The following is a 23248-nucleotide window of genomic DNA, read 5'->3' on the forward strand; positions in this document are numbered from 1 at the left end:
TACTTCAAAGTATTTTCATAGACTTTCAACTGCGCCGGCTAACCAGCGCTTGGTTCCGACGAGCGGATGCGCTGCGCGCACACGCTTGCGGCACAAGCCTGGCCGTTGGGCGGCAGCGCCGGCCGACCGCGGGTACACTAAGCGCGGACGTCGATGCGAAAGTAATGGCGCCGATGATCTATGACCTAACCCAAGCGCTCTTGAATCCACAGATTCCGTGGAGTAGCAGTGGATCTGCGATCACGGCGCATTTCGAGCCCTGGGTCTGTGGCATTGGCCACGGCCTCTACGTTCAGTACTTCGAAAATGACGCAGCGCTGCCGGTGTACGACAAGAACCGAAACTTCGCGCGTGGAGGCGAAGGCATGCTGCTTATCGACCCACACGGAGCCTCTCTAAAACCCGGGAAGTTTCAGGATGGCTTCCTCCGACGACGAAGACAGGACGCTGACCATCTGCACCGAACCCGCAAAGACCAGTTTGGGCACACCTATCGAGAGTGCCTCAAGCTCGCCCTCGTTCTCGATCTCACGAACGACCGTACCCTCACGCGTTCAGCAACGAAGGAGGTGGAAAAGCTCCTGAAGAGCAAGGTCGACGAGTGGCTTCGACGACGTGACCTTCTCCACGCGATGTCGACTCGGCGCGGTGACTGGAGACGCCTGCGCCGTCTCGTGCCGCCGGATGAGCTGAAGGAGCCGATGCTCGCCATCGTTGCTCAGACGGCAATGGAGGTTGGCATCAAGGTTGATCGAACGTGACGCAGCCGCCCAACAAGCGGCTGGTGCTGACGGTGCGCCGAGCCTCGCTGCGCTCGGCACGGCGCCCCTCAGCACACCCGCAGGTCGTTGGACAGCCGAGCCATGCGACCGAGCCGCCGCGAGCCAGAACCACAGCCGGCACAAACGACCCGATGGTGGGCCTTGGAGGAAGACATGGACTTTAGCACCTACACTGATGACGATTCGAAGCCTGACGTTTCCGATCTCAAGGCACTCTTCGGCTCTCTCGATCGAAAGGCATCACACGTTACTCCGCGGGACCCGCAAAAGGAGGCGCTCGTTGGCCTGACGGAACAACTCCAGAAACGCGACCTGGTGCTCAAGATGAGCACTGGGTACGGGAAGACCACCGTCGCCTTGGTCTTTCTCTACTCTCATATGCTGCGAACGGGTCGACCGGTTGTCTATTTGTGCCCTACGACGCAACTGGTCCACCAGGTGCTTCGCGAGGCTGACAACCTATCCATCAAGGCGTCGTACTACCCGCCCAAACAGTCTCATCCTGATCCGGACGCAACGGCGGGCAAGGCGATCATCGTCTGCACGTACGATAAGCTATTCAATGCCAAGACCACCTTCGATCGCAACGATGTCAATATCGTGCCGGAGGCGATCGTTCTCGACGACGCCCATTCTGGGATTCAGGAGGTGCGCGACGCGTTTACCATTCGGATCGGTCGAGTTGACCACGCTGAGTTGTACAAGAACGTGTTCGCCGTTCTCAAGGCACCCTGTAAGGGAAATCAACCTGGAGTGTGGGAAGGGATCGAACAGGAAGACGACCAAGCCGTTTTGGAGGTACCGTTCTGGCTGTGGGCACCCATCGTCGATCAGCTGCGGCCGATCCTCGAACAGCGATATCAGCTCGAAGCGAGCGCTAAGGGAGAAAAGAAGGCCCTGCTCTTCAAGTGGGGGTACCTTCGCGACTGTCTGCGTTGGTGTCGCTGTGTTATCTCGGGCAACGCCGTGGAGATCCTTCCGGACGTACCGGCCGTACAGTTCGCGAAACCGTATGCGCAGGCTTCGCATCGCCTATTCATGTCGGCAACGTTGTCTGATGATTCTGCACTGGTGCGCGAACTGGGATGCGATCCGGATGCGGCAACGACCCCCATCGTGGCGCCTTCAGATGAAGGCGTTGGCGAACGTATGGTTCTCGCCCCATCATTGATCGATCCGAGGCTCGACCGGAAGTGGGTGATGGAATGGTGCAAAGGCTTGGCTTCAAGCTATCGGGTCGTCGTGCTGACCCCCAGCGAGAAGATCGCGAAGGTTTGGGAGACAGTCGGAGCCACCGTCGCCATCGGCGACGAAGTGGGCGCATCAGTCGAACGCCTCCGCGCTGGAACGCTTTCCTTCGCCGCATTCGCTCAGCGGTATGACGGTGTGGATCTACCCGACGAGTCGTGCCGGATCCTTGTTCTTGACGGAATGCCCGTCGGTCAGGGCATTACCGAGGACCTGGATCGCAAGACTGCGGGGAGAACGGGTGGGGCATACCGGCGTTGGATCTATCGAGTCGAACAGGGAATGGGACGGGCCGTTCGTTCACAAGTAGACTACGCCGTCGTCGTGTTGACGGGACCGGACCTCGTGCACTTTCTCGCGAAGCGAGACGTTGTTGAACTCATGGGCTCTTCCACAAGGGAGCAACTCAAGGCGTCTGAGAAGCTGACCACCATGGCCAAGTATGACAAGCGCGGTGCCCACGTGGTCGTGCACGAGACGGCTCTTCAATGTCTGAATCGATATTCTGGCTGGAAGGGCTTTTACGAGAAGCAAGTTAAGAAGAAGATTTCGAAGACCGCAGACAAGCCTGACGCTCAGCAGATTGGAGTGGCCGCCGCCGAGCAGGCGGCTCAGCGTGCCGCCATGTCGAATGCGGCACGCAAGGCCGTCTCGATTCTCGGTGCAGCCATCAACACGTTGAAGCCGCCGCCGGAGCAGGTGGGCTGGCTTCTGCAGCGAAAGGCGAACTACGCGTACTCTTATGATCCGGCTGAGGGCCTCAAAGTTCAAGTCGCTGCGTTCGAGTACAATAACGACATGTGCACTCCACCCGGTGGAGTATCTATCAAAAAAGCTAAGGGTGGTGCCACTGTCGGCAACGTTGTCCTCGCTTGGTACAGCGCATTCGATCATCCCAATGGGGCAATTGCTGCGCTCGCCGAACTGAAGGCTGGCCTGTCATTCGACGCGAAGCCTCGCGTTCTGGAGGAGGCGCTCATGGATGTGGCGGCGATTTTTGGTGCAAATGGTACTCGCCCTGAAAAGACCTATCGGCGAGGCCCTGATGACCTGTGGGATTGGCCTGAATTCTCTTGGATCATTGAGGCCAAGAATGATCGGCAGGACAAATTGCCTAAGGTGGACGGTGGGCAACTTCTTTCCTCTATGGAATGGTTCCAGGAGGTCTACGCCGAACGGCTTGGCTTTCCGATCGTCGTGGCACGCAAGACGCAAATGGAGCGCGACGCGTACTTCCCGGAAGGAACGAGAGTCATCACGCCCGAAGGCTTGACGCTCCTCGTCGATAATCTCGATCGATTTGTTGCAGCCCTGGTTCAGAAGGAGCCCATCCTCTGGACCGCGGAGGAGGTTGGGCAACTGTTGATGGCTCACAAACTCGCAGCTAATCAATTTTCCGGTACATACACCAAGGTTCTCACGAAGTAGGCGATCTCGACGGCATCCATCGGCTCTCAACTCCGCAATGCAGCCGGCGATCCGTGCAGCCGCGCCTCGCGCGGCTGCACGCCCCGCGGCTGATTGCGAGTCGTTGAGCAGCTCGCGAGTTCCGGAGCCGCGCAGATGCCTGTGCCTTGAGGGAGAGAGAGCGTTGCTTCGCGCCGTCAGTTCGTCTATAACTAGGACCAAAGATGCGGCTACCAGTGATTGGCAGCGTCCTCGCCAAGCTCGCAAACCCTGCCGGGGCCGGTGTCCGAGTACGAACTACAAGTGAACTCGTGCGCCTTCCTGGAACATTACCCCCGGAAGATGAGCTACCCATGTTCGTCAAGGGGCTCCTGGAGGGCATTGAAGCAGCTCGCCGGACCGAGCACTTCCGGATTTTGGATGAGTCGCGCACGAAGAAGCTGATGGTCTTTTCGGACTTCTCCGCAAGAGCGTCCGGCCGCTGGGCAACCTCCGTGCTGTTGTTCACCTCTGAGAAGGCTGCCACAAGCCTCACGAAGACCATTCGGAGATTCCGTAAAGAGCACGGTCTCCAGGACGGACGGCGATTTGAGTACAAGTCCCTCCGCGACGAGAGACGCTGGCGTGTGCTCGATGAATGGCTTCGGATGCTTGGTAGGTTGCGAGGGGTAGTGGTGATCCTCGTCGCCGATATCGACGTGGTGTCCGCGTTCAAGGTCAACACTCCGCAGGAACGCCTCGATATTCTCAGAGAGATCGCCGACTCGGGGTTCGGCGACTGGTCGGAGACACGAAGTGGAGGACGACTGCTCGAGGACGCCTTACGGACGATGCACATCATAGGGTTCATGCATGCGCTACTCACTGGCGGGCGAAGCGACTTACGATGGATTTGTGACAATGATGACATCCTCGATGGAACGCTTCGACGAACATCTGCGAGCCGCCTGCTGCCCGCAATTATTGAAAAGTATTCGGGGTTTAAACGGATTGTTGAGATCACCACTGAAGCAGCTCTCGGCACATCCGCGCTTCGTGACTTCCTTTCAGTGCCCGATTTACTCGCAGCGGCTATCTTGGAGTACCATCGCGGCACAGATCAGGGGGCATCAGACATGATCGCAAAGGCGGCGGTAGTCATGGAATGGCTCGGGATTCCGAAGCCGCTTCAAGTGATATCGCTGCAGCTGACGCCACATGAGAACGGGGGAATCTGGTGGAAGGCGTACCGTCCATATTGCGATAGATCCATCCTTGTTGGGAGGAAGCCTGCCCAACAAGGGCCTGCACCCGGCAGCGCTCCGCGCCGCGGGTGAGGCCCCATCCGTTCGGCGGACACGAACACTCGCGTCTTGGCGCGACTGTCGCCGGGGCCGGCTTGCGGAGAGATGCACGACATGCGCGACTCGGTCGCAAATTCTTCACGAGCGGCCCCGTTCGGAGTTCGCGACCAGCTCCGGGGCCCTGTCGATTCGGTCGTGCCAGGCTGTTAGCGCTACCGGTGAATGATCGGTGGAGCCCCCTGCCCGCTCAGGTAGGACGATGGTTCGCTCACGCGTGCGATGGCCATCGCCCATCCGGTGTCCGGCCCCCCCGCCAGAGGCTCCGTCCTCCCATCGCCCACGCGACGCGCCCGCCGGTGCGCAGCCGCCGAATCCTGCGAGGGAACCCTTGGCGCGTCCGAGCACCCCGGCACCTCAGGCCGGCGATGGGCTAACCATCATGCGCGCGACCGAGGCCCGCTCACCGGCGCGATGACCATCAACGAGCCCGAGCGAGATAGCATCAACCAGCTTGATTCTCAACGGGGCGCCCACGTCATGGCGCTCGGGCACGGCCGATCCCGGCAAATTGCCGGTCTCGTGCGGCGGGCTCTATCCTTTGCGCCGAGATCATGCCGAACCTCTCCCTCTCGTTCGCCTCGAAGGAAGCGTCGCTCTCCGTGCGCCGCTTTTCGGTCCGGGAGCGGATGTCATCGCTCTTCGAGGTCTGCGTGCTGGCCGCCTCCGAACGTGACGATCTCGACTTCGACAGCATCGTCGGCAAGGCCGCTGCTTTCAAGGCCGAGTCGGGTACGGCGCACCCCCTCTCGCCAGCGCCGGTCTGGGCCGGCCTGGGCGCTGACATGGAGCAGGTGAAGGCCGAGCCGACGGGGCTCTCCACCTACCGGCTGCACATCGTGCCCTGGCTGTTCCGTACGACGCTCCGGAGCAGCAGCCGCATCTTTCAGCACCTCACGATCCCGGACATCGTTCTCCGGATCCTTGGCGAGTGGGAGATCCAGCCGGATGTCCTCCTCGGGGCGAAATATCCGGCGTACGAGTACCGCGTCCAGTACGGCGAGACCGACTTCGCCTTCCTGAGCCGCTTGCTCGAAGAGGCGGGCATCTCGTTCTGCTTCGCACACGGCGAGGACAGCGGGCGCGCGGGAGTCGAGCTGAGCCGGCTCGTCCTGAGCGATGCGCCTTGTCAAGCGACAGTAACTTCGGCTCTCCCGCACTTTTGCTGCACACGACGCGAGAGCAGCCGGCCTCTTCCATCGGTTTGTTCGCGGATCCCAGAGGTGGCGAGCCGGCTCAACTGAACCTTTCCGCAAAAGTGCGAGAGAGCCAGAGTAGTTGACGTCGGTCACTGCTGGAAGCAAACCGCCCGGGCGCCGCGCTGTCCTACGCGCCGGGCTCACCTGCCCCAGCATCGCTCGGTGCGGCGAGCAATTCGCCACCGCCGACACAATCATCAGCACCGTCGAGGATCGACGCGAGAACGCTCCGCCGATGCCTACGACGCCAGGCCCGGCGTGCGGGTGCTGATCGGGCCGCGACTCGCCCGCGCCATGCGCCGCAGGGGCCTCGCGCTGGTAGATGCGCCGCCCGCGCCCGAGAAGGCGCTCCGCGATCACGGGGCCGGCGACAGCGTCGCGGGCTCCGTCGCCTTCTTTTCGCCCGGCCTCTCTCGGTCGAGGAAACGTGCCGGCGCCGCGGACAGCACAGCGCCGTGGTGCTGCCAGGAAGCGATCCGATCGAGGACAGACGGGACGCGTCGCGCCATGCCGCCGGCGCGCTCGGCAGTTCCGTGCGGTTCGCCCGCCGTGTGGGCCTGCTGCCTCCCCGCCGCGACGTGTCCACCCGCTCCGCCGGGTCCGAGGGGGAGCGCTGTTCGCGGATTCCATGTCGGAGCAGCGCGGAGAAATCCTGTTGCAGCGGAGGATAGGGCGGGCAGAGCATCACCGCCGGAGGCGAGCGCGGCGGGGGGCCCGTCGGTCATCTTGAGCGTCGACGTCGGGCCGGTTGCGCGTCTAATCTTCGCGATGGGGGCAGCCATGGACGACCAGCGGCACGACGACGGACGGAACGACACGAGCACCGAGAAGCTCCCGGGCGGCGGGGATGGGCCGCCCTCACGACCGCGGCCGCGCGGCGTCTCCGTCTTGTTTTGCCATCGCGGTGGTGTCGAAGCGATGCGGATCGAGCCTGACCAGCCGTCGATGGTCATCGGCCGGCGCGCGCCCGCGGATCTGTGCATCCCCGACCCCATCATTTCCCAGCCGCATGCGCGGTTCACGCTTGTCGACGGCTACGTCCTCGTCGAGGACCTCGACTCCACGAACGGAACCTGGGTGAACCGCGAGCGGATCGACAGGCCTGCCATCCTCACGCCGGGCGGCGAGGCCATGCTCGGAAACGTCAGCGCTCATGTCGTCGCTCTCGGTCCCGTCGCCACGCCGATTGTGCTGGGCGAAGCGGCCTTCTATCGGGAGCTCGACGTGGAGCTCGCGCGTGCGCAGTGCTTGAACCGAAGTTTTGCGATCTTTGCAGTCCGCCCTGGCGAAACGGAGATAGCCCGCGCCAGGTCCGGATCGTGGGCCATGCAGCTCCCGGCGAATCTGCGGGCTGTTGATCGTGTGCATCTGTGCAGGCCGGATACCGCGCTGATCCTGCTACCCGAGGCGAGCGCGGAGGACGCCGTTCGGATGGCAAGCGGGGTCGCCTACGGCGCCGGTCAAGGCGGAGTTCGCCGCGTCGGCTTGGCCGTCTACAAAAAAGCCGGAAGCTCGGCACAGAAGCTCGTCGACCGAGCACGCGAGGCGGCGGGCCGCGCGACCCTGGAGCGTCCCGTCGTTGATGCGTCGACCAGCCGAAGGTCGGAGGGGGACGTGGACATCTTCGACGCCCCGATCATCGGCGCGTCTCAGCAAGAGCTGTTCAGCAAGGCCCAGCGCGTGGCCTCGGCGCGCGTTCCCGTACATATCAAGGGCGAGACCGGTGCGGGCAAAGAGGTGCTCGCGCGCTTTCTCCATGAGCGCGGTCCGCGCTCAGGCAAGCCCTTCGTCGCAGTAAACTGCGGCGCTATCCCTAGCAACATCGTCGAGAGCGAGCTCTTCGGCCACGAAAAGGGCGCTTTTACCGGTGCTGATCAGTCAAAGCTAGGCTATTTCGAGGCAGCTGACAAAGGGACATTGTTCCTCGACGAGGTCGGCGAGCTAGACCCGGAAGTGCAGAAGACGCTGCTCCGAACGCTCGAAACGCGCAGCATCCGCCGGGTCGGCGCGACCCAAGAGACGAAAATCGACGTGCGGGTCATCTCGGCCACGCACCGCGACCTTAAGGCGATGGTCGAGGACGGCCAGTTTCGCGGGGATCTAATTTTTCGGCTGAACACGATTGAGCTGGAGATGCGTCCTCTGCGCGAGCGGTCTGATGAAATTGAGGCGTTTGTGGAGCGCTTCCTGAAACGCGCGAACAATGACAACGGCCGCAGCGTGCGTGGCATCGCCCCCGAGGCGATGGCGCTGCTCCGCGCGTACAGCTGGCCGGGGAACGTACGCGATCTCCGCAACGCCATCGATCACGCCGTCGTGTTGGCCGAGGGCGATCAAATCCAGCTGGAGGATCTGCCGCCGCGTCTGCTCGCGAACGCCCTACCGGCGGGAGCCGAAGGTGCCCCTATGGCAGTTCTGCAGCCGGATCTCGCCGAGAAACAAACGACCGGCGGCAAACTCCGGTCAGAGCGGGATCGTACGGAAGCACAGCTCATCAAGGATGCGCTCCTAAAGACGGGGGGGAATGTGATGAGAGCGGCGGAGCGACTCGGAATCCCGCGCGGTACGCTGAGGCACAAGATCAAGGTTTTCGGCATCAAGCTCCCGAAGCGATAGGCCATCGTTGGCGACCGGGTGGCGAACCTTGGCCCGTCGGTGGCGAACCTTGGCCCGCCGGTGGCGAACCTTGGCCAGCGCCCCGCGCAGGCGATGAGCAACGATGCGGATTTTCGCAGGGATCCGCGACGCGCCTGGCTCGGCATGCAACGTGCTGAGTGTCCGCGACGTGAGCGCGAAGAGCGAAGGCAGCACGACGATGCCGCAGAGGAGACCTGAGGGGGAATGCCTCCAAGGGCTCGCGTCTGCCGCGAGGTCTCCCCGGAGGATAGGACCCCAGGCCGGCGTCGAAGCTGCGGTAGCCTCCTGCTCTCGGATGAGCGACAAGCAGGGAACAGCCAGCGACGCACCGGACGAGCCTCGCCAGCTCGGCCCGTACCGGATCATCGAACACCTCGGCAGAGGCGGCATGGGCGTCGTCTTCCGCGCCGCACACGCCCTGACAGGCGAGGAAGTGGCCATCAAGACGGTGCGCGGCGTGAACGACGCCGACCACCTCGCCGCGATACGCCGTGAGACGCGGGTGCTCCGCCGCTTGAACCACCCTGGCATCGTTCGCTTCCTCGACGAGGATGTCACCGGCGGGGTGCCCTGGGTCGCGATGCCGCTCCTCCGGGGCGGCACGCTCCGGGATCACATCGCGGCTGCCTTTCCGAAGGACGCCGGCATGGGGGCGGCGATCACCGTTCCCGCGCAAGCCTCGGGGTCCGTTGCGGCCAGCGTCCGCCTGCGCACCGATGGGCCCGTAGCGAGCGCGGACGCGCGCCCGCTCGGCCCGATGCTCACGCTGCTCCGTCGCCTTTGCGCGCCGCTCGCCTACCTGCATGGCGAGGGCCTGGTGCACCGCGATCTCAAGCCCGCGAACATCGTCCTCCAGGACGACGGACGCCCTGTCCTCGTCGACCTGGGGATCGCTGTTCACTTCGGCGGCGCCGGCCGCGAGGAGCTCGACGTGGATCCGCTCGCCGGCAGTTTGGCCTACACGGCCCCGGAGCAGCTCCAGGGGGAACCGGTCGACGCGCGCGCCGATCTCTACGCGCTCGGCTGCATCCTCTACGAGTGCGTGACGGGACGAACTCCCTTCCTTGGCGACGCCTCGTCCCTTTGCGAGCAGCACCGCTCCGCCCCGCCTCAGCGCCCCTCGGCTCTTGTCACGGCCCTCCCCGCAGCACTCGACGACCTCATCCTCGCGCTCATGGCGAAGAATCCACAGCGTCGGGTCCAGTACGCCGCCGACGTCGCCACAAAGCTCGTCGCGCTGGGCGCGGCGGCCGAGCGCGACGACGGTCCGCCGCCGCGCGTGTACCTGTACCGGCCCGTGCTCGCAGGCCGCACCGATGCCGTCTGCAAGCTGCAGGTGCTGGCCCAGCGCGCCGCCTCCGAGCGGCGAGGCGGCATCGCGCTGGTGCGCGGGGAGAGCGGCTCGGGCAAGACGCGGCTCGTGCGGGAGGTGAGCCGCACCGTCTTGGCGAAGGGCCTGCCGCTCCGGGTGTTCTCGGGCCTGTGCGTTGCGCCTGGGGCCGGCGAGGCGGGTGCGACGGCGGCGATGGCCGCCCCGCTGCAACCGCTGCGTACGACGCTCTTGGCCGCGGTCGATCAAGCGCGCGCATCCGAGGCCGAAGCAGACCGGCTCTTCGGCGGGCGCCGCGAGGTGCTCGCAGCCTACGTGCCAGAGCTGCGAGCGCTCGGGTGCCCGTCGGAGCCGGCGCCCCTGCCGCCCTCGCAGGCGCGGAAGCGTGTCGTCTCCGCGCTGCGGGAGACCCTTCGGGCGCTGGCCGAGGCGAGGCCGCTCTGCCTTCTCCTGGACGACCTGCAGTGGGCCGATGATCTCACCCTGGCCCTGCTCGATGCGTTTGCCCGAGCCGAGCCCGACGAGCGCGGTGGCGTGCTGATCATCGGCACCTACCGGATGGAGGAGACGCGCCCGGAGCTCGAGGATATCGCGCACGTCCCGGGGGCCACCTCGATCCGGCTCGACAAGCTGGCCGCTCGCGACATCGAGGACATGGTCGTGGGCATGCTCTCGCCGAGCATGCCGCCCCGGACCGTGCTCGACGCGCTCATCTGCAACGCGAACGGCAACCCCTTCTTCGTCGCCGAGTACCTTCGCGCGGCCCTCGACGCAGGGGAACTCCAGCGGGACCAGGGCGGCAGCTTCTCTTTCAAGGGGCGCGGCGCCGCGGCGCTCGCGTCCCTCCAGATCCCGGACACGCTGGACGAGCTGCTCGGACGGCGGCTCGACCTGCTCGATGCGGAGGCGCGTGAGGTCGCGGCGTGGGCGGCGGTGCTGGGACAGGAGCTCGACGACGAGCTCCTCTTCGCAGGCCCACGCGGACAAGACGCAGCCACCAGGGCAGTTGCGGAACTCCGGGCGCGGCGAATCCTCGAGGAGACGGAGACAGCACGGCTGCGCTTTGTGCACGACAAGCTGCGCGAGAAGGTCTACAGCCGGCTCGACCCGGGAGCGCGGGCCGCGCTGCACCGGCGCGCCGGCGAGGCGCTCGAGGCGCGCGGCGCCCAGGCGCCGGTGCTCGCGCACCACTTCGCGGGAGCAGGCCTCCACGGCAAGGCCGGCGCGCACTTCGCGCAGGCCGCGCAGCGCGCCGCCGAGGTCTATGCGAACCGCGACGCCGTCCGCTTCTACCGCTTGGCCATCGACGCCCTCTCGACCGCTGGCGTCGCGCCCGCAGCGCTCGCCGACCTCCACGAGGGGCTGGGCGACGTGCTCGGGCTCATCGGGCATCAGGCAGAGGCCCGCGATGCCTACGGCGCGGCGCTCGGCTCGGCCACTTCCCGCGTCGACCACGCTCGGCTCCACCGCAAGGTCGGCAAGACCTGGGAGATGCACCACCAGCACGCCAGGGCGCTCGAGTGCTATGGGCAGGCGGAGACCGCCCTCGGTGAGCAAACCGAGCGAGCCTCAGGCGAGGCCCAGACGTGGTGGAACGAGTGGATCCAGATCCATCTGGATCGCATCTCCGTGCATTATTGGCTCGCCGATCTCGCCCGGCTGGACGCCCTCATCGAGACCGTCCGCCCCGTGCTGGAGCAGAGGGGGACACCGCTGCACCGCGCCCACTACCTCCACGCGCTGACGCAGCGGGGCATCCAGCGCGATCGGTTCGTCGCGTCCGCCGATACGCTGCGCTACGCCGACGAGTGCGTCGCGGCGTACCACGCCGCGGACGCGCCGCCCGAAGGCCACTGGGCCCTGGCCGCTCGCTGCAGCCTCGCGATCGTCCGCATGCTGTACGGCGATCCCGACGAGGCCGAAGCCGAGATGCGCGACGCGCTTCCGATCGCGGAGCGGAGCGGCGACCTCGAGGTCATGACGCGCTGCCTGACCTATCTCACGGTCATCCAGCGCAGGCGGAACCTCGTCGAGGGTGCCGAGAACCTGGCCAAGCGGACCTTGAAGCTGGCAAGGGCTGAGAACGTCCGCGAGTACGCCGGAGCCGCCCTGGGCACCCTCGCGTGGTGCGCGCTCCAGCGCGGCGACCTCGCGCGGGCGGAGGAGGCAGGCCGGGAGGCTCTCGCCTGCTGGGAGCCGCTCCCCCTCGTCTACCCCTTCGAGTGGTTGGCCAGACTGCCGCTCTGCCGGGTGGAGCTCGCGCGTGGTCGCCTGGAGGGCGCCATCGCGCAGGTACGTGCGGTGCTCGACCCGCGGCAGCAACGCTTGCCGGGGCGGCTCACCAAGCTGCTCGACACGGCAGCTCGCGCCTTCGCAGCAGGCCGCGAGGCCCGCGCTTGCCGGCCGCTCGCGCTGGCGCTCCACGGCGCCCGCCACGGCGGCTACACGTGAGCTGACCCTCGACTCAACCGGTTTTCTTGACGGCGCGCCGAGGCCCGCCGCGCGGCCCCCGTCCGCGCCCGGTCCGCGCTCGCGCACACCGCGTGTGAAGTTGCGATGACAAAACGAGAACGGAGCCGAGCCATGTCCGACGAGATCCAGTGCATCAACGATCAAAGAGGCCTTGTCTTCACCATCGATCGCGAGTCGAACCCCGTTTACCAACTGGAGTCCAGCGCGTGGGCGAGCGCAGATAACCGCTGGAACGAGTGCGATATCCCACCCGAAATTCGCGCCAAGGTCGCCTCCCTCAAGGAGACCGGCAAGCCTGGAGCATTCGTGCAGTTTCTCCAGGGCGACGTCGGTGTCTATGTCATATGCGAAAAGAACATCAAGAACCTCCCCGAGACGGCCTGCGACGATCTCGTCGTCCAGGAGGCGCGCGCGAAGCTGAGCAGCGCGCGAGGGCTCGCCGCTTATGATCTGGTCATCTGCGCCAAGAAAGGCACGATCCGCGCAGAGAGCGGCGAAACCTTCGAGACCCGCGAGGGCGACTACTACGTCGTCCACTGCCAATCGTGGGGACGCTTCGTCCTGAATCCCTCCTTGAGACCCGGGTTCGTCGAGACGACCAAAGAGGTCTTGCTCTTGCTCGAGGGACTGCACCGCAAGAACTTCCTCTCCATGAGCCCCGACCCTACGGGCGAGCGGCTGCCCCCGGACTTCGCGCAGCCGACAGCCGTCCCCGTCGGGATCAACTGCTACGTCCTCAACCTGTCGCGCTTCAAGCGCTGAGCGGAGAGCCGGGGCTTCCATGACCACCTCCACGAACCGCGCCAGCGCCGAGCAGCGATCAGGCCCTCCGCCGCCGGTGCCCAAGCACTATCTCGCGGGCACCCACCGCCTCGTCTCTCCCGATGAGACGGTGGAGAGGGTCCGGCCTCTCCTGCCCGCGATGGGCATCACACGGATCGCCGACGTCACCGGCCTCGACACGCTCGGTGTGCCGGTGGTCATGGTCATCCGCCCCAACGCGCGATCGATCGCGGTCTCGCAAGGCAAGGGCTCGACGCTGGCCGCCGCGCGCGCCTCTGGCGTGATGGAGTCGATCGAGCAATGGCACGCCGAGCACATCCAGCTCCCGCTCAAGCTCGGCACCGTCAGCGAGCTCCGCCACCGCCACCGCCTCCTCGACGTTCACAATCTGCCGCGCCTGTCCGTCGTCGACTTCCATGAACATCTCCGCCTCTTCTGGGTGGCTGGCCTGGATCTCGTGACGGGCGCGCCCACCTGGGTCCCGTTCGAGGTCGTCCATACGGACTACGCGCTGCCGTTGCTCGCCGCGAGCGGAGCCTTCGTGATGAGCTCGAACGGGCTCGCCTCCGGCAACCACCCAATCGAGGCCGTGAGTCACGCGATCTGCGAGCTCATCGAGCGCGATGCAGCCACGCTCTGGAAGCTCTCGAGCCGGGACCAGCAGCGCCGCACCCGGGTCGACCTGTCCACGGTGGACGATCCGACATGCCGCGCCCTCTTGGAACAGGTGGAGCGCGCCGACGTGCGCGCATTTGTTTGGGAAATCACATCCGATATTGACGTTCCGGCCTTCTGCTGCACGCTCGTCGACCGCGCGCCCAACTTGCACCGGCCTATCGCGCCGATGGTCGGCTTCGGCTGTCACCCCGCCCGCGGCGTGGCGCTACTGCGCGCGATCACCGAGGCGGCGCAGAGCCGGCTCACCGTCGTCACCGGCGTGCGCGACGACGTCCGCGCCCGCGGCAACGGGCCCGACGACGATCTCCGAGCGGCAAGCCGCTTCCTGGAGGAGCACGCGGGCGAGCCGCCCCAGCGCGGCTTCGACGACGCGCCCGATTACGCGGGCGAAACCTTCGACGACGACGTCGCCTGGGAAATCGAACGCCTGCGCACGGCGGGGCTCCACCAGATCGTCGCTGTCGACCTCACCCGCCCTGAGCTCGAGATCCCGGTGGTGCGCGTGGTCATCCCGGGCCTCGAGCCGCTCGACGATGTCCCCGGTTACATACCCGGCGCGCGCGCGCAGCGGCGCCTTTCGGAGCGCAGACCATGAACCTTTGCATCTTCACAGGTCCCACCCTCCCGGCAGCGGAGGGCCAGCAGCAGATCGACGCCATCTTCCTGCCGCCCGCGGCCCAGGGCGATATCTACCGCGCGGCGCTGAACAGACCCGTCGCCATCGGCCTCATCGACGGTTACTTCGAGCGCGTCCCGTCCGTGTCCCACAAGGAGATCCTCTGGGCGATGGCGCAGGGAGTCCACGTCCTCGGCGCGTCGAGCATGGGGGCGCTGCGCGCCGCCGAGCTCTCGCTCTTCGGCATGGAGGGCGTGGGCGCCATCTACGAGGCGTACGCGCGCGGCGATCTCGACGCCGACGACGAGGTCGCCGTGGCCCACGCGCCCGCAGAGGACGGTTATCGCCCGCTGAGCGAGGCGCTGGTGAACATCCGCGCCACCTTGCGCGCCGCCGAGCGAGCCAGCGTGATCCCGGGCGCAACGCGCGAGCCGCTGGAGGCGCTGGCCCAGCAGCTGTTCTACCCGGACCGCTGCTATCCGATTCTCCTGCGGCGCGCCGAAGAGGAGGGCGTGCCGCGCGAGCAGACCGCGGCGCTGCGGGAGTTCCTGCGGGATGGCCGGGTGGACCAGAAGCGCGCCGACGCGCTGGCGCTCCTGGAGGTCCTGCGCGGTCACTTCACGGGTGCCGTCGAGCCGAAGCAGGTGCGCTATCACTTCGAGCCGACCGACGCGTGGGAACTGATCCGCGAGCGCGTGGACCGCCGCGCCGCGAAGCCCACCGCGAGGGCGATGGAGGTAGGCCGATGAGCTCCAGCGAACATGTCGCCCTCTCCGGCCTGGGCACCTACGTCCTCGGCCGGCTCCTCTGCAGCCTCAAGGGTTTCACCCCGCACGAGATCGCCCAGATGCTGATGTTTCTTTTCAAAGGTAGGCGAGGTCAAAACGACACGACCCGACTCATTGAGAACGAACTCATCGACTTCGTGCAATCCGGTTTCGCCATACGCGTGAGGAGATCTGCCTATCAGATCACCGGCGACGGTCAAAGGGCCATCCGCGCGACCCTCCGCCTGGCGCACCACAAAAAGGTAGCCTGGCCGGAGATCAAGGATCTCGTAGCGGCCCGAATGCTCGACGAGGAGACGTCAGCGGCGAGGGGCCAGAGGGAGATCGCCGTTGACATGCCCACCGTGGAGGCCACGAGCATCGCGACGCGCCTCGCCAGCGCCTTCCACCTCAATCTTGGCCAGGCCCCATCGCTCTCACGCGTGCTCGGCGCGGTCGCCTGGAGCGCCATCGGCGTCACGACGGCAGATCCCTTCACGCTGGAGGCAGGCATGCGGGTCCTGCTGAGCCGTCAGGCCGACGCGCCTCCTCAGGGGACATTGAAGCAGGCGATCGACCTGCTCGTGAGAAAGGCGTCGGCCCTCGGCACGGAAGCGCGCGGCCTGCTCGCTCCGCAGGCAGCCCCCCTGCCCGCGGACGAATCTGCCTTCGCCGCGCGCGTGCTCGAGGCGGCGCAGGCGTCTAAGAGCGGGCGGTTCGGGGACAACAAGGTCTTCATCTCGCACGTGCTCCGGCGCCTCGCCGAGGACGGCGTCGCGACCGGCGACGCTGACGCGTTCAAGGCCCGGCTGGTCTCCGCGCATCGCCGTGGGCTCCTGGCGCTCAACCGCGCCGACCTGGTCGAGGCCATGGATCCGGCCGACGTCGACGCCTCGGAGACCCGGTATCTCAGCACGACGTTCCATTTCGTGCGCATCTGACGTGGGGAGCGCCGGCGAGGTGCGCGCGCAGGGCGCGCACCGCCGGCGTCGACGAGCAAGAGGGAGAAGGGGTGCACCATGACGAAGCAGGACGCCCTGCTCGACGTGTTCCTGTCGACAGCGAAGAAAGAAGTGTTCCACTCCGTGGAGCACCGCGGGCAGATCTGGCGCGAGGATCCGTTCGACGTCGATTCCGTACATGATGAGGCCCGCACGGCCTTCCAGCGGCTGCTCACCCAGGTGACGACCCCGCCGGGCCTCGATGCGGGCCGAATCCTCCTGCTACTCGGCGAGTCCGGCAGCGGAAAGACGCACCTCGTGCGCGCTTTCCGAAACCACGTTCACCTCAACGGGCTCGGCTTCGTCGGGTATATGCAGATGACCACGTCGGTCACGAGCTATAGCCGTTACCTGGTGAGCAACCTCGTCGACTCGCTCGACCAGACCTACTACGAGGCGCTGGGGACCGGCTCGGGGCTGCTCCGGCTCTCCAACGCGGTCGCGGCGAGGTGCGGTGATCCGGAGTCGATCCGCTCCTTAAATGAGCGCGAGGACCTGGACGAGGACGAGGTCGTCGATCTCGTCGAGCGCACCGCCGACAGGCTCATCAGGCACCCCCGCTACGCCGACCTCGACCTGGATCTCATCCGCGCCCTGCTCTATCTGCAGCGGCAAGATCCGGCGCTGAAGAAGCGGGTCGTGAAGTACCTGCGCTGCGAGCTGCTCTCGGAGCGGGAACAGAAGCTCCTCGGGGGTCTATCGCCGAAGCGCGAGGACGAGGACGCCCAGCGCGTCGTCGAGGAGCTCGGCCGATTGATGTGGGCGTGCGACTCCCGCGCTCTGGTCCTCTGCGTCGACCAGTTCGAGGACGCGTACCGTGTCAACGATGCCGAGTCCCTGTTCCGGCGGGTGATGTCCTCGCTCTGCGCGGTCGCGGATCAGGTGCCCTCGTCAATCATCGTGATCGCCTGCCTCAAGGACTACTACGACACGATGCGCGTCCGCCTCACCCGGTCGACGCTCGATCGGGTCGAGCGCGACCCGGCGCCTGCTCTTCTGGTCGCGGAGAGAAGCAAGGAGGAGGTTGAGCAGATCATCCAGAAACGCCTCGCCTACCTGTACGAGACGGCGGGGCATGCGCCGGCGGACGGCGCGGCCGATCCCCTCTACCCCATCCCCCGAGAGTTCGTGGAGCAGCTCTCGGGGATGAGCGTCCGCGCGGCGCTCAACGAGTGCCAGATCTTTCGGGATGCGTGCATCGACGCCCGCCGGATCGTGGCGCAGTGGGGCACGAGCGCTCCTCCCAGCGCACGGCCCCGGGCACCCGCGGATCAAGACATCCGCGCGGCCAAGGAGAAGATCGAGCAGGAGTGGAACGACTTCCTGGCGCAGTTCGAGGACGACCCGTCCGGGGACGACGCCGAGATCGCCGCCCTCTTTGGGTGGGCGGTGAACCATTGCGCCGAGGAGATCGAGAGTGGCATTCGTTTCGATGCTCGGCCACGCGACAAAGCGATCGAGATCGACATCCGGGTCCCGCTCCCGGGCGGAGCGACTCGCGTCGTCGAGGAGATCCTCGTCGTGGTCTGCAACCAGGCACCCCAGGGCGGCGGGCTTCGAATCCAGTTCGAGAATGCGCGCAAGCGGGCCGGGCGCCGGACCCTCGCGCTGCTCCGCTGCGGCGAGTTCCCGCGCAATCCGAACACGCAGGTGCACTCGGTGCTCGCCGAGATCCTCAAGAACGGCGGCCGCAAGGCGGTCTTCGAGGAGAGCGATCAGCGCACGCTGGCCGCGTTCCACAGATTCCACGAGACCCACGCGCGACGCGAGCATTTCCGCGATTGGCTCAGGGAAGAGAACCACATCTCGCGTCTCTTACCGCTCATCCACGTGCTGGATCTCGACCGCCTCGACCGCTTCGAGCAGGAGCTCCCACCGTCCACCCCGGCGCCTCGGTCGCGGGGAGCCGCGCCGTCGACCTTCGATTCGTCGCCTGCGAGCCCGGGCGCGCCGTCCCCGGCCGCCGGTACCGGCGACGCGACGCCAGGCAGCGCTGACGGAGCGGCGCCGCGGGAGGCCCTCTCCCTCGCGCTCGGCACGACGGGGGAGCTCGTCTCCCACAAGCTGACGCTCGACGCCGGGCAGCTCACGGCGCACGCCGCGTTCCTTGGCAGCACCGGGAGCGGGAAGACCACGCTGGCGCTGAATCTGATCGAGCAGCTCCTGCTCCACGGCGTTCCCGCCATCCTCATCGACCGCAAGGGGGATCTCTGCGGCTATGCGCGCCAGACGCTCTTCACCCGCGCGCCCCCGGAGGCGGCGCTCGACGTGCGGCGGCAGGCGTTCGCGGAGCGGCTCGACGTCGCCCTCTTCACGCCGGGCCACCCCGGCGGCCGCCAGCTCGGGCTCTCGCTGATGCCGAGCGGCATCGAGGCGCTCCCGGATCTCGAGCGCGATCAGGCCGCCGGCTATGCGGCGCACGCCCTCGGCGACATGCTCGGCTACAAGCAGACGCGCAAGGACAAGGGTCTTCGTACCGTCCTCGTCCAGGCCTTCCAGCTCTTCGCCGCGCACGGCGCCTCGCGCAAGCTCGACGTCGCGTCGTTGATCGAGCTCATCGCGAACGAGGACCCGGCCCTCGTCGCTACCCTCGGGCGGCTCGACACACGGCTGTTCAAGGACCTTGTGCACGACCTCGAGGTGCTCAAGCTGAACACCTCGGACCTGCTCTCTATGGACGGCGAGGCGCTCGACGTCGAGCTGCTCTTCGGTCTCGGGCCTCACGCGCAGCCTGGGAAGACGCGGCTCAGCATCGTCAGCACGAAGTTCCTGGGCGACAGCGCGCGTGTCCTCTTCTGGGTCGCGCAGCTCCTGCTCGCGCTGAGCCGCTGGGTGGGCCGCGCGCCGTCGCCCCACCTGCGCGCGGTGGTGCTGCTTGACGAGGCCGACATGTACCTGCCGGCGCAGTCGCAACCAGCGACCAAGGCGCCCATGGAGAACCTCCTGCGCCGCGCGCGCTCCGGCGGCCTTGGTGTCCTGCTGGCGACCCAGAGCCCGGGCGACCTCGACTACAGGTGTCGTGACAATCTCCGGAGCTGGTTCGTTGGTCGGGTGACCCAGCAGACGGCGCTCGACAAGATGAAGCCGCTCCTGAGCGACGCCCGGGTCGACGTCAGCGCCCGCATCCCCGGCCAGGAAGCAGGCGAGTTTCATCTGCTCCAGGACGGACGGGTGACGGCCTTCAAGAGGGATGTCCCGCTGCTCCGCGCCGAGCAGGTGCCAGAGAGCGAGATCCTGAAGCTCGCGAGGCGCCGCCCGCGCGACGCCGCCCGCTGAGCCGGTGCGGGCGACGGCGAGGCGCACGTTTTTATCGTTGGATTCATCGGTGTCGATCGGCGCGAGGAGTGACACAGTGAGCAGCGCAATCAGCGATTTCGAAGAAGAGCGATCCAGGCATGGCGAGCTGCTCGGGCGCGACAACGTGGTCGAGAGGCTTCTCTGGCTGATCGAGGAGAGCGCGCCGCGTGGCGGGTGGGTGCTCTTCCTGGGGAGCGCCGGCGCCGGCAAGAGCGCCATCATCAATCGCCTTCTGGACCTGTTGCCCCCGCACACGCCGCACCATTTCATCCGGCGTGATCACGACGACTGGGATCGACCCGACGCGGTGGCGCACAACCTCTGCGCGCAGATCGAGCGGATCCACCCGGAGCTGGCGGATGCCGAGCAGCCCGCGGAGACCCGGCTCGGGGAGCTCTTGCGGCGCGTCTCGAAGCGCCACCTCGTGCCTCGCGGCGACAGGCTCGTCGTCGTCATCGACGGGCTCGACGAGGCGGCGAAGGACCGAAGCGGCAAGAGCCTCTTGCCGCGCTTCTTGCCGCGCGTGCCGCCAAAGGGCGTCGTGCTCCTCGGCGCCTCGCGGCCGATGTACCGCCGGCACGACTGGCCCGGCGTCCTCGAGCACGCGCGCACGCTCGACCTCGACGACGAGGAGTGGGCGCCCTCCAACGATGCCGTGTGCCGAGCCATCTGCGAGCAGCGCTCGCGCTCGCTCGCCGCGCCGTTCGACGCCTCGCTCATCGACGTTATCGTGCGCAGCGCGCGAGGAAACATGCTGTACGCGAGCGGGATCTGCGACTGGCTCGCCGGCCAGCCGCTGGCGCAACGCACAGCGGCGCGCATCATGCAGGGGCTCACCCCCTTTCTCCGCCAGATATTCGACGAGCTCCGCGACTTGGACGAAGCGCGACGCAGGCTGATCCTCAAGGGCCTCGGCCTCGCCTGCGCCGCACGCGAGGCGCTCCCGCCGCACGTCTTCGGCGAGCTGCTCGGCAGCGATCCGACGATCGCCGCAGGCGACGAGTTCCTGCGCGCCACGTTTCACCTGCTGCGCAAGGAGCCGGCGCACTGGCACGACCACAGCCAGTTCGGCTATCGGCTGCGTCACGAGCACGTGCGCGAGGTCTTCGTCAACGAGCTCGGAGAGCGGGTGATCCGTAATCATCACCTGCACCTGCTCGGAGGGCTCGCGGCGTGGCCGCCCGACGAGGGAGACCCGGCCGGACGGCGCTACGCCCTCCGGCATGCGGTGATGCACCGAATCGAAGCGGGCGACGTGGACGGCGCGCAGCGCCTGTGCGTCGACGTCGGCTATCTGGACGCGAAGTGCCGCGAGCTCGACGTCACCTCCATCGAGCGGGATCTGGAGGCGGTCATCGGCGCCTCGGAAGGCAGCGCGACCTTCGATCTCACAGCCGTGCTCGCCGCGGTGCGCGCGGAGGCGACCCGGCTGTCCGCCTACCGCGATCAGGGGCTGCTCCCCTCGCTGCTCTACAACCGCCTGCGCTGCGCCGGATGGCCCTCCGAGGAGATCGCGCGCATGCTCCACTTCGAGGGGAACCTGCCCCCGCTGCGCCTTCTGCACGGGGTGCGTCTCGGACCGACGCCCCTGCGCACGTTCTGCGAGCCGACCAAGGCGATCGTCGCATGCGTCGTGAGCCCGGACGGCCGCTGCGCCGTGTCGGCCTCGGCCGATCGCTCGCTGCGCTACTGGGCGCTCGTGTCCGGCGAGGTGCTCGCGACGATGCAAGGACATAGCGACGAGCTCACCGGCTGCGCGCTCACGCCGGACGGCAAGCTCGCACTGTCGACGTCCGTCGACATGACGGCGCGGCTCTGGGACCTCGCGACAGGCAGCTGCATCGGCGTGCTCGACAACCGCGGTCGTTGGGCCACGACCTGCGCGATCAGCCACGACGGCCAGACGCTCGTGATCGGCTCGGACAACGGCGCCCTCACGCTCTGGGATAGAGGCTCGCTCCAGATCATCGGCACGCTGGAGGGTCACGGCGATTACGTGACTGTGTGCATCACGACCCCCGCGGGTCAGCTCATCTCCGGCTCGCGGGACGCCTCGGTGCGCGTCTGGGACCTCGCGTCCCGAGAGTGCCTGTTTGAGCTCTCCCCGACGGGCGAGGCGCGCTCGCCTTCGCCGGCAGCCTCGGAGCAGGGTTGGTTCACCGCGCTTGCCCTGATGCCGGGCGGCGAGCAGGTGCTCGCCGCGAGCGGAGACGGCACGCTCTCGCGCTGGGATCTCGCCCTCGGCCAATGCCTCCAGCGCGTCGGCTCGGGACAGGGCCGCGTGGACGCGCTCGCGATCCTCCCGTGGGGTGGCCACCTGCTCTGCGGGATGGCAGACGGCGCGATCGCCGTCTGGGATCTCGCCGCCGAGCGCCGCATCCTGCGCCTCGCGGCGCACGCGAACGCGGTGTCCGCGTGCGCCGCGACGTCGGACGGCCGCCGGATGCTCTCCGCGTCGCACGACCGCTCGGCCAGGCTGTGGGAGCTCGGAGGTCCGGAGAGCCTCATGGCCCAAGACGGGCACGCCGCGCCGGTCACCGCGGCCGCGGTGACCCTCGACGGCCGGCTCGCGGTCTCGGCATCCGAGGACCGGCTGCTCAAGCTCTGGGACACCGCGACCGGCGTGTGCCGCGCCACGCTGACGGGGCACGCCGACCTGGTGACTGCCTGCGCGATCTCCCCCGATGGGCGTCGCGTGCTCGCCGGCGCGCGGGACGGCGGCGTGCTGCTATTCCACGTGGATCTCGAGCGCGCCGAAGTGCGCGTGGAGACCGCCAAAGCGCACCAGAAGCTGGTGAGTGGCTGCGCGTTCCTGCCCGACGGACGGATGATCACCGCCTCCCACGACGGCGCGCTCTGGATCCGCTCCGATGCGGCGCTCGACCAGCCCTCGCAGCTCGGCGCGCACGATGGGCAGATCAACGGCATCGCGCTGACCCCCGACGGAAAGCGGCTGTTGTCGTTCTCTCGAGACGGCGCGGTGAAGCTCTGGCACCTCACCGACCCCTCACGTGCCCCCTCGTCGATCCGCCTCACGGGCGGGCTCCTCGCCGGAGCGATAACGCCGGACGGCGGGCGCGCGGTGCTCGCCCGCGCCGACGGCCAGATCGAGGTGCGCGAGCTGCCGAGCTTTGGCTATGTGCGCCAGATCCCCTGTCACACCCGGCGAGTGTTCGGCTGCACCGTCTCGCCCGACGGCGCGCGCGTGTTCACGGCAGCCGAGGACGAGACGGTGCGGGCCTTCAGCCTGGAAACGGGGCGGCCTCTGGGAACTCTGGTCGGGACCTCGTGGTTCCGGTGCGTCGCAGCGTGCTCCGGGCTGCTCTGCGCCGGGGACGAGGAGGGCAACCTCTGGATGATCGTCGACGGCCTGGCCGTTGTCGACCCCCGCGCGAGAAGGAGCGAGAGGCGGCGACCCACGTTGTCCGACAGCGACAGATTCCGCCTCCGAGACACGCTCGCTGCGCTCTACGACACCGAGCACACCGCGCGGCGCATCGCCAGGGAGGCGGGAATCAGCCTGCTTCTGGTTAAGATTTCCGGGAGCATCATCGACATCTGGGACGCCATCCTCGAGGAGGCAAAAAAACAGCATCGCCTCGCAGATATCGTGCGTTGCGCGCTGAGAGAATACCCCGACGACGACGATCTCCTAGAGCTCGCTCGCTGAGAGACGCACGTTGCGGCTTGA

Annotated in this window: 12 protein-coding genes; all 12 read left to right on the plus strand. The window is 67.0% G+C overall.

All coding sequences use genetic code 11. The features are described from left to right. Nucleotides 1–164: 164 nt before the first annotated feature. Nucleotides 165–761, plus strand: a complete 597-nt coding sequence (locus tag WME75_RS32055) for a hypothetical protein (RefSeq protein ID WP_437479013.1) — start codon at nt 165–167, stop codon at nt 759–761. Between the two features lie 174 nt (nt 762–935). Further along, on the plus strand, nt 936–3458 hold the full coding sequence (locus WME75_RS32060) for a DEAD/DEAH box helicase family protein (protein WP_437479014.1): 2523 nt from the start codon (nt 936–938) through the stop codon (nt 3456–3458). Between the two features lie 332 nt (nt 3459–3790). Then, on the plus strand, nt 3791–4753 hold the full coding sequence (locus WME75_RS32065; protein ID WP_437479015.1) for a hypothetical protein: 963 nt from the start codon (nt 3791–3793) through the stop codon (nt 4751–4753). Between the two features lie 578 nt (nt 4754–5331). Then, nucleotides 5332–6021, plus strand: coding sequence for a contractile injection system protein, VgrG/Pvc8 family (locus tag WME75_RS32070; protein WP_437479016.1), 690 nt, complete (start codon nt 5332–5334; stop codon nt 6019–6021). A 681-nt stretch (nt 6022–6702) separates the two neighbouring features. Then, nucleotides 6703–8592, plus strand: coding sequence for a sigma 54-interacting transcriptional regulator (locus WME75_RS32075; RefSeq protein WP_437479017.1), 1890 nt, complete (start codon nt 6703–6705; stop codon nt 8590–8592). Nucleotides 8593–8908: 316 nt separating this feature from the next. Then, entirely contained in the window at nt 8909–12394 is a 3486-nt protein-coding gene (locus tag WME75_RS32080; protein WP_437479018.1) for a serine/threonine-protein kinase, read from the plus strand. 132 nt (nt 12395–12526) lie between these two features. Then, the gene (locus tag WME75_RS32085; protein ID WP_437479019.1) at nt 12527–13177 is read left to right on the plus strand and encodes a hypothetical protein; all 651 of its coding nucleotides are present in this window, start codon (nt 12527–12529) and stop codon (nt 13175–13177) included. Nucleotides 13178–13196: 19 nt separating this feature from the next. Further along, complete coding sequence (locus WME75_RS32090) at nt 13197–14471, plus strand: YcaO-like family protein (protein WP_437479020.1); 1275 nt, start codon at nt 13197–13199, stop codon at nt 14469–14471. Further along, on the plus strand, nt 14468–15241 hold the full coding sequence (locus WME75_RS32095; RefSeq protein WP_437479021.1) for a TfuA-like protein: 774 nt from the start codon (nt 14468–14470) through the stop codon (nt 15239–15241). Before WME75_RS32090 ends, WME75_RS32095 begins: the two co-directional genes overlap by 4 nt. Beyond that, nucleotides 15238–16200 (plus strand): hypothetical protein, encoded by a 963-nt coding sequence (locus WME75_RS32100; RefSeq protein ID WP_437479022.1) that lies wholly within the window; start codon nt 15238–15240, stop codon nt 16198–16200. The genes WME75_RS32095 and WME75_RS32100 overlap by 4 nt, the downstream gene beginning before the upstream one ends. A gap of 78 nt (nt 16201–16278) precedes the next feature. Then, a complete protein-coding gene (locus WME75_RS32105; RefSeq protein WP_437479023.1) occupies nt 16279–19536 on the plus strand; it encodes an AAA family ATPase in 3258 nt (1085 codons plus the stop codon). Nucleotides 19537–19612: 76 nt separating this feature from the next. Next, nucleotides 19613–23227, plus strand: a complete 3615-nt coding sequence (locus tag WME75_RS32110; RefSeq protein ID WP_437479024.1) for an AAA family ATPase — start codon at nt 19613–19615, stop codon at nt 23225–23227. The last annotated feature ends 21 nt before the right edge of the window (nt 23228–23248 follow it).

Source organism: Sorangium sp. So ce1014, from assembly GCF_051521505.1.
Lineage (GTDB): Bacteria > Myxococcota_A > Polyangia > Polyangiales > Polyangiaceae > Sorangium.